This is a genomic window from Azospirillum endophyticum, assembly GCF_016595245.1.
GTDB lineage: Bacteria > Pseudomonadota > Alphaproteobacteria > Azospirillales > Azospirillaceae > Azospirillum > Azospirillum endophyticum.
In genome coordinates, this window is the sequence record NZ_JAENHM010000058.1 from 221,841 (window position 1) to 234,079 (window position 12,239).

The 12,239-nt window shown below is 68.9% G+C and carries 14 protein-coding genes; 7 read left to right on the plus strand and 7 right to left on the minus strand.

Annotation, left to right across the window (positions count from 1 at the left end; all coding sequences use genetic code 11):
• Position 1: 1 nt before the first annotated feature.
• Together JHL17_RS19410 and gloB are read right to left on the minus strand one after the other, a co-directional pair.
• On the minus strand, positions 2–607 hold the full coding sequence (locus tag JHL17_RS19410; protein WP_200195535.1) for a glutathione S-transferase N-terminal domain-containing protein: 606 nt from the start codon (positions 605–607) through the stop codon (positions 2–4).
• A gap of 81 nt (positions 608–688) precedes the next feature.
• Positions 689–1,456: a hydroxyacylglutathione hydrolase gene (gloB, locus tag JHL17_RS19415; protein WP_200195537.1), complete on the minus strand. Its 768-nt coding sequence runs from the start codon at positions 1,454–1,456 to the stop codon at positions 689–691.
• 54 nt (positions 1,457–1,510) lie between these two features.
• On the opposite strand from gloB, the gene JHL17_RS19420 reads away from it, so the two are divergent.
• From JHL17_RS19420 to JHL17_RS19430, 3 genes are all read left to right on the plus strand, one after another.
• On the plus strand, positions 1,511–2,320 hold the full coding sequence (locus JHL17_RS19420; RefSeq protein WP_200195539.1) for a methyltransferase domain-containing protein: 810 nt from the start codon (positions 1,511–1,513) through the stop codon (positions 2,318–2,320).
• A gap of 54 nt (positions 2,321–2,374) precedes the next feature.
• The gene (locus tag JHL17_RS19425; protein WP_200195541.1) at positions 2,375–2,923 is read left to right on the plus strand and encodes an RBBP9/YdeN family alpha/beta hydrolase; all 549 of its coding nucleotides are present in this window, start codon (positions 2,375–2,377) and stop codon (positions 2,921–2,923) included.
• Between the two features lie 74 nt (positions 2,924–2,997).
• Positions 2,998–4,038 carry a 4-(cytidine 5'-diphospho)-2-C-methyl-D-erythritol kinase gene (locus JHL17_RS19430; RefSeq protein ID WP_200195543.1) on the plus strand — a complete coding sequence of 347 codons (1,041 nt, stop codon included), beginning with the start codon at positions 2,998–3,000 and terminating at the stop codon, positions 4,036–4,038.
• 7 nt (positions 4,039–4,045) lie between these two features.
• On the opposite strand, the gene JHL17_RS19435 is transcribed toward JHL17_RS19430, so the two are convergent.
• From JHL17_RS19435 to JHL17_RS19445, 3 genes are all read right to left on the minus strand, one after another.
• The gene (locus tag JHL17_RS19435) at positions 4,046–4,357 is read right to left on the minus strand and encodes a DsrE family protein (RefSeq protein WP_200195545.1); all 312 of its coding nucleotides are present in this window, start codon (positions 4,355–4,357) and stop codon (positions 4,046–4,048) included.
• Positions 4,354–5,439, minus strand: a complete 1,086-nt coding sequence (locus JHL17_RS19440) for an ABC transporter substrate-binding protein (protein WP_200195547.1) — start codon at positions 5,437–5,439, stop codon at positions 4,354–4,356. The genes JHL17_RS19435 and JHL17_RS19440 overlap by 4 nt, the downstream gene beginning before the upstream one ends.
• 107 nt (positions 5,440–5,546) lie before the next feature.
• Positions 5,547–6,779 (minus strand): Bcr/CflA family multidrug efflux MFS transporter, encoded by a 1,233-nt coding sequence (locus JHL17_RS19445; protein ID WP_200195549.1) that lies wholly within the window; start codon positions 6,777–6,779, stop codon positions 5,547–5,549.
• A gap of 275 nt (positions 6,780–7,054) precedes the next feature.
• On the opposite strand from JHL17_RS19445, the gene JHL17_RS19450 reads away from it, so the two are divergent.
• A complete protein-coding gene (locus tag JHL17_RS19450) occupies positions 7,055–8,050 on the plus strand; it encodes a BMP family lipoprotein (protein WP_200195551.1) in 996 nt (331 codons plus the stop codon).
• Between the two features lie 31 nt (positions 8,051–8,081).
• Here the strand turns inward: JHL17_RS19450 and JHL17_RS19455 are convergent, their stop codons facing one another.
• Positions 8,082–9,275, minus strand: coding sequence for a pentapeptide repeat-containing protein (locus JHL17_RS19455; protein ID WP_200195553.1), 1,194 nt, complete (start codon positions 9,273–9,275; stop codon positions 8,082–8,084).
• Between the two features lie 278 nt (positions 9,276–9,553).
• Between JHL17_RS19455 and msrB the strand changes: the two genes are divergently transcribed.
• The 3 genes from msrB (at position 9,554) to JHL17_RS19470 (ending at position 11,415) form a co-directional block, all read left to right on the plus strand.
• Complete coding sequence (msrB, locus tag JHL17_RS19460) at positions 9,554–9,970, plus strand: peptide-methionine (R)-S-oxide reductase MsrB (protein WP_200195555.1); 417 nt, start codon at positions 9,554–9,556, stop codon at positions 9,968–9,970.
• A gap of 258 nt (positions 9,971–10,228) precedes the next feature.
• Complete coding sequence (locus JHL17_RS19465; protein WP_200195557.1) at positions 10,229–10,792, plus strand: hypothetical protein; 564 nt, start codon at positions 10,229–10,231, stop codon at positions 10,790–10,792.
• Positions 10,789–11,415, plus strand: a complete 627-nt coding sequence (locus JHL17_RS19470; protein WP_200195559.1) for a hypothetical protein — start codon at positions 10,789–10,791, stop codon at positions 11,413–11,415. The genes JHL17_RS19465 and JHL17_RS19470 overlap by 4 nt, the downstream gene beginning before the upstream one ends.
• Positions 11,416–11,460: 45 nt before the next feature.
• Here the strand turns inward: JHL17_RS19470 and JHL17_RS19475 are convergent, their stop codons facing one another.
• Entirely contained in the window at positions 11,461–12,156 is a 696-nt protein-coding gene (locus JHL17_RS19475; protein WP_200195561.1) for a response regulator, read from the minus strand.
• Positions 12,157–12,239: the final 83 nt, after the last annotated feature.

Sequence of the window (12,239 nt, forward strand, 5' to 3'; positions counted from 1 at the left end):
GTTACACCGGCGGCGCCGTCCGCTGCAGGCTCTCGCGTTGGGACGCCTTTGCGAACCAAGCGGAAAGCCTCGGCCGGCCCTCCCGCCAATCTTCGTGACCGAAGCGGAAGTCGAGGTAGCCGAGCGCCACCAGCACCGACAGGCCGCCGATGGTGGCTTCCCCCTCCAGCGACGCCGCCTCCGCCTCCAGAAGGTCGAGCGAGCGGGCGACCGCCTTGCGCTGGCGCTCCATCCAGTTGGCGGATTTCTCGCCGTCGGGCCGCATGGATTCCAGCCGGCGCAGGATGGCGGCGTCGCAGATGCCGTCGGCGACGGCCTGCAACCGCAGCGCCGTCCAGCGGGCCGGGCCGGCCGGCGGAAGCAGCGGCGCCCGGTCGCCCAGCGAATCGAGATATTCGACGATCACCGGGCTGTCGAACAGGGTGGTGCCGTCCTCCAGCGTCAGGGCCGGCACCTTGCCCAGCGGGTTGTCCGTCGGCAGATCGGTGTCGGCGGACCAGGGATCGGTCGCCACCCGCTCCACCCGGTCTTCCAGCCCGCGTTCGATCAGCATCACCATCACCTTGCGAACATAGGGCGAGGTGGGGCTCCAGCGTAGCTTCAGCATGAACATTCCTTCGGCTTTTGACCAGTCGACAAGACACTGACGTGGGTAAGGGTTGCCGGTCCACCACCCGGCCGGCAACCCTTACCCGCGGAAATGGTCCTTGCGCCGACGCAATTCGGCGAAGACCTCGACCGCCGGCGCGCCGGCCATGCCGATGGCGGCCTGGACGCCGGGATCATCGGCGCGCAGGAAGGGGTTGGTGCGGCGCTCCATCCCGACGGTGGTGGGGATCGTCGGCTGGTTGCGCTCGCGAAGCGCCGCGACCTCCTCCATCCGCCGGTGCAGCGCTGCGTTGGCCGGATCGACGGTCAGGGCGAAGCGGCCGTTGGACTGGGTGTATTCGTGCCCGCAATAGACGCGGGTCTGGTCGGTCAGCGCGCGCAGGCTCTGCAGCGACTCCCACATCTGCGCCGGCGTGCCCTCGAACAGCCGGCCGCAGCCCAGCGAGAACAGGGTGTCGCCGCTGAACAGCGTCTCGGCCGCCTCGAACCAGAAGGCGATGTGGCCGCTGGTGTGGCCGGGGACGGCGAAGACGCGGGCGGTCTGCTCGCCGAAGACCGTGCGGTCGCCGTCACCGAGCGCCACGTCCAGGCCGGGGATGCGGTGGGCGTCGGCACGGGCGCCGACCACGCTGGCGCGATGGCGGGCCTTCAGCTCCGCGGCGCCGCCGATGTGGTCGTCATGATGGTGGGTCAGGAAGATGTGGGTCAAGGACCAGCCGCGCCGCTCCAACTCGGCCTGCACCGGGGCGGCCTCGCCGGGATCGACCACGCCGACCTTGCCGGATGCCGCGTCGCGCAGCACATAGATATAGTTGTCGGCGAAAGCCGGAACGAGAATGACCTCCACGGCAGCGGACTCCCTGCTGTTGCGATACGAAACCCGTGTTACGGTTGGGATACCATGTACACAGATATCGTCGATCTGAGGGAGTTCTACGAGTCCGGATTGGGGCGGACGGCCCAGCGCATGATCCGGCGGCGCATCCGCACCATCTGGCCCGACGTGCGCGACCAGATCGTGCTGGGCGTCGGCTACACCACGCCTTACCTGCGCCCCTTCATGGGCGAGGCGGACCGGGTGGTGGCGGTGATGCCGGCCAGCCAGGGCGTCAGCTTCTGGCCGGCGGAAGGGCCCGGCATGGTGGCGCTGGGCGACGAGGCCGACCTGCCCTTCGGCGACAACACCATCGACCGCGTGCTTCTCGTCCACGGACTGGAGGGCACCGAACAGCTGCGGCCGATGATGCGCGAGATCTGGCGCGTGCTGGCCGGCGGCGGCCGGGTGCTGGCGGTGGTGCCGAACCGCCGCGGCCTGTGGGCGCGTGCCGACTGGACGCCGTTCGGCCATGGCTTCCCCTACTCCGCCTCGCAACTGAAGCAGGTGCTGCGCGACACCATGTTCGTGCCCGAGCGCACCCGCCACGCCCTGTTCATGCCGCCGCTGCGCTCGCATTTCCTGCAGAAGACGGCGCCGGCCTGGGAAGAGGTCGGCGGCCGCTGGTTCAAGGCCTTCGCCGGGGTGACGATGATCGAGGCATCGAAGCAGATCTTCGCCGGCGTATCGCGCCGGGCGGCCCAGCAGCCGGTCAAGCGCCGCCTGATCGTGCCGCTGCCGGGCGGCGCGGCGCCTGCCGCCCGAAGCGCCAGCACCCGCACCACGATCGCCGGCGGCGACTCCGTGGATTGCCAGCAGCCTTATCCGCGGACCTGATCGGTCCCGAGGGAACACCTCTGCGCATCGCCCAAGAACAATGAGTTGAAAAGAATGACCCAGCCGACCGTTCTGGTGCTTCCCGGCCTTGGCAACTCCGGTCCCGATCATTGGCAGACCTGGCTGGAAGGCCGGCTGCCGGCACTGTCCCGCGTCGATCTCGGCAATTGGGACGCACCGGAACCGGACCTGTGGGTGGCGCGGCTCGATCAGGCGGTGCGCGAGGCCCCCGGCCCGGTCGTGCTGGTCGCGCACAGCTTGGCCTGCATCCTGGTCGCCCGCTGGGCGGTGGCCACCGATTCGGCCGGCAAGGTCGCCACCGCCCTGCTGGTCGCCCCGCCCGACGTCGAGGCGCCGGACCTCGTGCCGGTCGAGGCGCAGCGCTTCGCCCCGGTGCCGACCGATCCCCTGCCCTTCCCCGCCGTGGTGGTCGGCAGCCGCAACGATCCCTACTGCACCGCCGCCCGCGCCTGCGGCTTCGCCGCGCTGTGGGGCGCCGACTTCATCGATGCCGGCGAGGTTGGCCACATCAACGGCGCCAGCGGCCACGGTCCCTGGCCGATGGGCGAGACCCTGCTGAAGGATCTGCTGGCGCAGCTCTAACCGCCCCCTTGCCGCTGCGGACGAAAGGGTGCGACACAGGGGACGTCGTCGCGCGCGCCAGCGGATTGGATCTTATGACCGGCACTTCCATCGTCGAGGCCGCCCCGGCCAAGCTGAATCTCTACCTGCATGTCACCGGCCGGCGCGCCGATGGCTATCACGAGTTGGACAGCCTCGTCGCCTTCACCGAGTTCGGCGACGGCCTCGCCCTGACGCCGGGTGTCGCGCGGGTGACGCTGCGCGGGGCCGATTTGCCGCCGGCCGGCCCACGCCTGGCCATCGCCGGCCCCTTCGGCCCAGCCCTGATGACCGAGAACCCGGCGAACAACCTGGTGATGCGCGCGGCGCATGCGCTGGCCGCCCGGCTCGGCCGGCAGGCGGACGTGATGATCGCATTGACCAAGGCGCTGCCGGTCGCCTCGGGGATCGGCGGCGGATCGGCCGACGCCGCCGCCTGCCTGCGGGCGCTCGCCCGGCTGTGGCGGGTGCCGGCCGATGACCCGGCGCTGTTCGCGGTGGCCGCCGGCTTGGGTGCCGACGTGCCGGTCTGCGTCGCGGGGCGCAGCTGCTATTTCGGCGGAATCGGCGATGTGCTGGACGAGGCGCCGGAACTGCCGGAAACCCATGTGGTCCTGGTCAACCCGAACCTGCCGGTGCCGACCCCCGCGGTGTTCAAGGCGATGGCCGCCGCACGGGCCGCCGGCGGCGGCGCCTTCTCCACCCCTGCCCGCTTCACCCGCGGGCCGGCCGATGCCGCCGGCCTCGCGGCATTGCTGATCGAGCGGACCAACGACCTGACCGCCCCCGCCCTGACGGTGGCGCCGATGATCGCCGACGTGCTGGCGGCACTGGAGCGCAGTGCCGGCTGCCTGCTGTCCCGCCTGTCCGGCAGCGGCGCCACCTGCTTCGGCCTCTACGCCACCGCGGCGGCGGCGGAGTCCGCGGCCCAAGCCATCGCGGCGGCGGCGCCCGGCTGGTGGGTCAGGCCGACCCGCCTGCGCCCTACCCCGCCCGGCGCACCCGCCCTGCCGCGCGGCATCGTCGCCGACCATGCTGCCGCAGTCCCGCCGCCGGCCGCGCCCTTCCCCGACACCGGCGGCTGGGGCATAGGCTGACGCCGGCTCACGCCCGCATGTAGCCCCAGCCTTCCGCCTGCGCCTCGGCGATGTCGAGGACGCCGGCGGCGACCACCGTCAGCCCGTCGGCGGTCCGGCCGGTCTTCGCCAGCGTGTTGCCGCACACGCGCAGAAGCCGGTCGGTTTCCGCATCCGGGCCGTCGAGAGCCGCCGCGACGGCAGCCGCATTGACCACGATGCGCACCTCGGCATCGGGGCGGATCTTCAGCAGGTTGCGGGCATTGTTCCGCGCCCGCTCCAGTGCGCCGGGGGTCGGGGCATGGATGACCAGCCGCAGGGGAGAGGTGATCGTCGTCATTTCCGGGTCGCCGCGTCATGGAACGAGAAGTCGAACAGCGCGTCGACATCCACCGGCTCGGTGATCTGGTCCAGCGATTGCTGGAAGGCCTGCATCCGCTTGGTGGAGTCGAGGATCACCCGCGGGTCGTCGACGAAGGTCGTCGCGTCGGAAGTCAGCGCCGCCCGCATCACGTCGCGCTCCACCAGCCCCTTGCCGATGATCTCGGTCACCAGTTCCGCCGTGCGGTCCGGATTGGATTTGGTGAAGGCGGTCGCACGGACATGCAGCTTGACCAGGGCGGCGACGGCATCGCGGTTGCTGGCGATGGCCTCCTCGGTCACCGCCAGCACGGCGCCCGGCTGCTTGGGAAACATGCTGCCGGCCTTGGCGATGATCGCGGCATCCTGCAGCCGCGACTGCACCAGCGTCAGGATCGGTTCCAGGATCGAAGCGCCGTCGATGGCCCCGGTCAGCAGCGCCTGCTGCAGGGGCTGCTCGCCCATGCCGACGATTTCGATGTCGTCGGAGGCGATATGGGCGACCTCCGCCATCCAATAGCGCAGCACGATGTCCGGCACCGAGCCGGCCGGCAGCGAGCCGATCTTGGGCCGCCGGCCGTTGGCGGCGCGGAAGGCCTTGATGCCCTCGGCCGGGGTGGCGGCACCGGTCATCGCCTTCGCCAGCGGACCGCGACCGATCAGCGCCACCTGATCGATGACGTTGGCGGCGACCACCTTCAGCTTCACGCCCTTCGACCGGGCGATCAGCGCCGGGCCGATGCCGACATAGGCGACATCCAGCGTGCCCGACGCGAGCGCCTGGATCATCGCCGGTCCCGACTGGAAGCTGGTGGTCTGCAGACTGAGGCCGGCATCCCTGGTCCAGCCCTCGCCCGTGATCACGTAGAGCTGGGTCATCGGAATGATCGGGATGTAACCGACGCGCAGGCTCGTCGCGGCGAAGGCCGGCAGCGGCAAGGATGCGGTGGCGGCGGCGACGCCAAGGGCTGCGGCCCCCACCAGAACATCACGTCGTGTGACCGGGTGGGCAATCGGTTGGGTGAGATCGAAACGCTGCCTGGACGGCGGGTTCTGCGGCATGAAGAGCCTCCTTTTGCCGCACAAGCCTAGTGCGCCCGGCGGCGGAATTCAATTCACGCCGAGCCCAATCAGACAAGCCATCCAAACCACACTATATTCTTGCTTTATCAGCCGGCCGGCAGCCGGCGGCGGCGGACCGGGCGGACCAGCCACAGGTTCAGCGCCAAGCCGACCAGGGCACCTCCCCCGATCACCCCCGCCATCGGCAGGGCGGTGCCGTCCGCCATCAGGCCGACCATCCAGCCCGACACCGCGCCGCTGCTGAACTGCAGCATGCCGGCGAGCGCCGACGCCGTACCGGCCATCTGCGGGAAGGACTGGAGCGCGCCGGCCATGGAGTTGGCGAAGCAGAAGCCGGTCAGCGACATGAACAGGAACAGGCAGCCGACCAACCCCCACAACCCGCCCCAGCCGGCCAGGACGCAGGTGACCAGCAGGATGCCGCTGGCGGCGGACAGCCAGACGCCGATCCGCAGCATGACGTCGGAACCAAAGCGCATGACCGCGCGGCTGTTCAGCGTGTTGACGATGATCATGCCGACGATGTTCAGCCCGAACAGGAAGCCGTAATTCTCCGGCCGCACGCCGAACAGTTCGATATAGACGAAGGGCGAGCCGGAGATGAAGGCGAACATCCCCGCATAGAGGAAGGACGACCCCAGCGCATAGCCGAGGTAACGGCGGTCGGTCAGCAGCTTGCGGTAGGACTCCGCCAGCACCATCGGTCGCAGGCTGGTCCGCCGCGTCTCCGGATGGGTTTCCGGCAGGCTGGCGAGCGCCAGCATGGCGATCAAGCCGAAGGCCGCCTGGGCCCCGAAGATCCAGCGCCAGTTCGCCCAGATCAGGATCTGGCCGCCGATCAGCGGCGCGATGATCGGGGCGGCGCCCATCACCAGCATCATCATCGACAGCACGCTGGCGGCGCGGTCGCGCTCGAACACGTCGCGGATCATGGCGCGGACCAGCACCGGCCCGGCGCAGGCCCCCACCGCCTGCACGAACCGCCAGGCCGCCAGATGGCCGACATCGACGGTCAGCGAACAGCCGACGCAGCCGACGGCATAGAGCAGGATGCCGGTCGCCACCGGGATCCGCCGGCCGAAGCGGTCGCTCAATGCCCCCCACAGCAACTGGCCGACGCCGAACCCCAGGAAGAAGGCCGACAGGGTCCATTGCACCTCGTCCTGCGCCGCATGCAGTTCGCGGCCGATCGCCGGCATGCCGGGCAGATACATGTCGGTGCCCATCGGCCCGAACGACATCAGCACGCCGAGCGCCGCGATGAAGAACGGGCTTTCGGCAGGCGAACGGGAACGGACGGCGGCAAGGCGCGCGAGCATCAGAAAATCCGGATATGAGGGGAGGGGGGAATCGGCCGGACGGAGTCCGCAGCTTTTAAGCTGATCCGTCTCCCGTCCGACGCAAAGTCCTGTCTCGGCATGGCAGCCCTGAGCATGACGCGACGTCGGGACACCGCGACGATCCGTGCGGTGCGAGGATTCCAACGGCTTCAATGCGGCCATTGGCCTGGGCGCAACAAAATTCTGGTTCAAGCCACGGAAGCATGGCTAAAATTAGATCCGGACCATGGTCTTACCCAGCCAGAGGCCGCGCCATGCCGCACCCCACCCGCCGGTCGATCCTGTCCCTCGGTGCCGCGGGGACCATCCTGGCGCTGCGGCCGCAACGCTCTCAGGCGGCGGCGATCCAGCCGGGACTGCTCTATGCGGCAGGACAGAAATTCGACAAGAGCTTCAACGAGGGTGCCTTCGCCGGGGCGGAGCGGTTCAAGGCGGCTACCGGCATTCCGGTCACCGAATATCTGCCGTCCAGCCCGTCACAGTTCGATCAGGCCGCGGCATCGCTGCTGCGGCGCGGAGTGACCGACCTGGTCGCCATCGGCTTCTACTATGCGACGCCGCTGGCCCGCCTGGCGCCGGCCCACCCGGCGGTGCGCTTCACCCTGGTCGATGCATTGGCCGAAGGGCCGAATATCCGCTGCGTGACCTTCAAGGAGCAGGAGGGATCCTTTCTGGTCGGCGTGCTGGCGGCGTTGGCATCGAAAAGCGGGACCGTCGGCTTCGTCGGCGCGCTCGACATCCCGCTGATCCGCAAATTCATCGCCGGCTTCGAACAGGGCGCCCGCCATGCCCGCGGCGACATCAAGGTGCTGGTGAATTTCGTCGGCACCACGCCGGCCGCCTTCAACGATCCCACCGCCGGGGCGGAGGTGGCGCGCAGCCAGTTCCAGCGCGGGGCCGACGTGGTGTTCGCCGGAGCCGGCGTGTCGAATTTCGGCATCTTCGCCGCAGCCAGCGAGGCCCGACGGCTGGCGATCGGCGTCGACAGCAATCAGAACTATCTCTATCCCGGCTCCATCCTGACCTCGATGCTGAAGCGGGTCGATCTGGCGGTGGAATCGAGCTTCGAGGCGGCCCGCCAAGGCAAGTGGAACGCCGGAACCGTGGCGCTCGGGTTGGCGGAGGGTGCCGTCGACTATGCGCTGGATGAGAACAACCGGACTCTGCTGACCCCGGCGATGCTGGAGGCGGTGGAGGACGCACGCCGCGCCATCGTCGCCGGCCGCATCCCGGTGACGGACGGAAGCTGATCGGGCCGCTCAACCGAAAGCCTGGTCGCCGTTACGCCGGCGCCACGGAAGCTTGCCAGCCGCGGGCGGCCGACAGGTCGGCGCCCTTCAGCGTGGCGAAGCTGGTCTTGATCGCCGTCAGGTCGGTGCCGCGCAGCACCACGCCGGCGAGACTGGCATCGCGCAGGTCGGCGCCGTTCAGCCGGGCCCTGGCGAAGCTGGTCGGCCACAGCCGGCTGCCGTCGCCGCTGAGATCAACCTTGCGGAACTTGGCCCGCCAGAGCTTGGCTCCGGCCAGATTGGCGCCTTCCAGGTTGCAGCCCGACAAATCGGCGCTGGTGAAGTCGGCATCGCGCAGGTCGCTGTAGGACAGATCCGCCATCATCAGCTTGGCGCCGGAGAAATCCGCCCCGCGCAGCCCGCAGAACCGCATCACCGCCCCGCACAGCAGCTGGTTGGCGAAATTGTAGCCGCGCAGGTCGACCCGCTGCAACTCGATGCGCTCCCCGCCCTTGCCCAGCTTGTCGACCCAGCTCTGGTGCTCGGCGATCAACTCGCTCATGCGGGCCGCGGTGGTGGTCAGTCCGGTGCCGTCGACGTCGATCCCATGCCGCTCCAGCGCCGTGCGCAGTTCGTCGTTCAGCCGGGCGCCGCACATCAGCACGCCGTCCAGCGTCGCCTTGCGCATGATCGCACCGGTCAGGTCCGCCCCGATCAGGATGGCGCCGCTGAGGTCGCTGCCGCTGAAATCGACGCCGGACAGGTCGCTGCCGCTGAAGTCGCACTGCGCCATCCGGCAATCGGTCAGGACCGCCTTGGACAGGCTGCAGCCGACGAAGGTGGTGCTGCCGTCGCTGTTGCCGGCCGCGCGGAATTCGCCGCCGTCCAGCACCATGCCGCGCCGCAGGTCGGCTCCCTGCAGGTTGGCGTTCTGCAGCCTGGCGCCGTCGACCCTGGCCCCGCGCAGGTCGGCGCCCTGCAGTTGCGCATCGGTAAGGTCGGCCTTCGACAGGTCGGCGCCGTAGAGGTCGGCCTTGGACAGCAGGGTACCGGCCATCCGCGCCCGCGCGAGGCTGGCCCCGGTCAGCTTGGCGCCCGACAGGTTGACGCGGTTGAGGCCGAGCCCGGCCAGATCGTAGAAGCTGAGGTTGGCACGCCGCCCCCGCCCCGCCGGATCGCGCAGCAGCCATTGCTGGTGCCGCACCAGCGCGTCGCGAACCGCCCGGAGGTAGCGTTCATCCATCATGCGGCGCGCGTTGCCCCGGCATTGCGGTCCCGGACACGCTGTCCCGGACTGTTGGCTGCCGGGATGTTACCGAAACCGGTTGAATTTCGGAAGGCATGAGCCGTCGCACCTTCGTCGGATCGGCAATAATCTTTTGTTGCAGGGGCTTTTTCGATCCGACATAGGCCGACTCGCCGGTCACGACCGCGTGATCGCCGCCGCCGCGGCTTGGGAGGAGCCGGTCGCCGACCAATATAGTGGGCTCACGACCTCGACCATCAGCATGGGAGACCGGCGGCATGCCCGAATCGGATAGGACTCAATCGGACCGGAGCGAGCAGGATTGGAAGCGGGACCTGTCACCCAACCAGTACAAGGTGCTGCGCGAGCACGCGACCGAATACCCGGGGACCAGCCCGCTCAACGACGAGAAGCGGCAGGGCGTCTATCACTGCGCCGGCTGCGGCCAGCCCCTGTACGCCAGCGACACCAAATATGAAAGCGGATCGGGCTGGCCCAGCTTCTGGGAACCGCTGCCGGGAGCGGTCGAGACCTCCACCGACCATAAGCTGGCCTACCCGCGCACCGAGGTGCATTGCGCGGCCTGCCACGGGCATCTGGGCCATGTCTTCGACGACGGGCCGCAGCCGACGGGCAAGCGGTATTGCATGAACGGGGTCGCCATGACCTTCGACCCGGCGGCCAAATCCGACTGACCGGCAGGACTATGACCGGGCGCCGGCCCTATCCGGCCTGTCGGGCGCCCGGTCATAAACCCTTCTGAAAAAGGTGGGTTTACCCTTATTTCGGCTAAAAATGACAACCCTGACACGGGAGCGCGATGGTATGATCGCCCCCGTGCGGCGGGTCGCCGCGAGGGCATTCCTGCCCTTCGCCGACCGTGGCACCACGCGCCGTCATGCCGGTACAGGCAATTGGCGGCACGGGCATTCGGTGCGGCTGGCGGAGGGCCAATGGTCATTTCGACCGAATTCCTGGGGATGCTGCTGCTGATCGCCAGCGCCGCCGCGCTCGGACTTTCCATCGTCGTCGATGTCGGCCGCGTCAGCGCCGAAAAGACACGGGAAGCGATGAACCAGCGCCAGTACGACAAGAAGCGCGCGGCACTCGCCGAATGGCGCCAGAAGACGGAGCGCAAGCGCGTCGACCTGACCACGCTGCAGGCCCGCCTGACCGAGTTCAACGGCCGGCGCCAGAAGGCGATGACCGAACTGAAGGCGCTGGAATATTCGAAGATCGAGCTGGTTCACGAACTGGGGGACCAGGATGGTGACGGCGACGTCTATTGGGCGCAGCTGGCGGCAGGGCCCAACTTCAACGAGCTGGATCGCAAGGACATCGTCTTCTCCCGCCAGAGCTGGGAATACCGCAACGTCGCGCACATCACCGCCCCGTCGGCCGAACTGGCCCATGCCACGGTGCGGGCCAGCTTTTCCCAGCGCAACGGCCTGATCTCCTCGCCGGTGGTTCCGCTGGCGCTCGCCCCCGACCCGGAAATCGAGGCCACGGCGGCATGACCGGCATGATGCTGTATTTCGCGCTGGGCTTGATGGTGCTGACCGTCCTGTCCAACCGCTACTGGCGCCGTCAGCTGGTCCTGACGCGGGTCGCCATGTCCAAGCTGAAAGAAAAGGTGGAGGACGTGACCAGGGAGGTCGCCGACATCGCGTCCGACTATGCCCAACTGGCACAGCACCAGGCGGAGATGGAAAAGCGGGTCCAGAAAGCGGAGGTCGACCTGCAGGCCGCCATCGTGGAATTGGACCAGAAGAAGTCTGCCGCCATGGAGCGCTATTTCGTCTTCGACCGCAATGAGCCGCGTCCCGGCCGGTTCTGGGAGATCGCGGTCCGTTTCCACTCCTCCGGCGTCAGCCTGTCCGATCAGCGCGGCTATCGCGGCTGGATGGGAATCCGCCGTTTCCTGCTGGTCGCCGACAACGACCGCGAGGCACGCGAACGGGTCGCCGCCCGCTATCCCCGCAAAGCCGGATTCGAGATTCTGGAGGTTGCCGGCTGCCGCCTGAACGGGCTGACCGTCAACCGCATCTCGGAACTCAGCACCTTCCGCAAGCCGGGCAAGCCGGAAGAGGACGCCACGGTCGGCCGCCCGCAGCGCCGGGCCTCGCCGGCGCAGTCCTGATCGCCGCAGTCCTGATTGCCCACGAATGCCGGCCGGGACTGCCGATCAGTCCACGGCACCCTGGAACATGTACCCCATGCCATGCACGGTGACGATGCGGGTGGGATCGGCGGGATCCGGTTCCACCACACGGCGCAGGCGACGGACCAGCCGGTCGATGGAGCGGTCGTACGGCACCGAATCGCCGCGCAGCGTCAGGTCGAGCAGATCGTCCCGGCTCAGCACCCGTCCCGGATTGTCGACGAAAGCGGCGAGCAGTTCGAATTCGGCGGAGGTCAGGCGCGCGTCCTCCCCGCCGGGGTCGCGCAGCCGGCGCTTGTCCAGATGCAGCTCCCACCCGTCGAACCGTTTGACCCGGCCGCCGGCCGGCCGGGCCGGCTTGGCGATGCGGCGCAGCAGGCTGCGGGTGCGGGCCAGAATCTCGCGCGGTTCGAACGGCTTGGTGATGTAGTCGTCGGCCCCCAGCTCCAGCCCGATCAGCCGGTCCATCCGGTCGGACCGTCCGGTGATCAGGATGATGCCGATGTTGGAGGCCGCGCGCAGGTCCCGCGTCACCGACAGACCGTCCTTGCCCGGCAGCCGGATGTCCAGCAGCAGCAGGTCGACCCGCCCGCGCGCCAGCAGCGCCGACAACTGGTCGCCGTCCCGCGCCAGCATCACCCGGTAGCCCTCCCCTTCCAGGTAGGCCTTCAGGGTCTCGCGGGTGATGGGATCGTCGTCGACCACCGCGATGGTGTGCATTGTCCCCCGTACCGGACTGCGATGGGTGGCGGATTGTCTGCCACGCCCCACACCGAAGCTATCGGTTCCGCCAATTTGACACA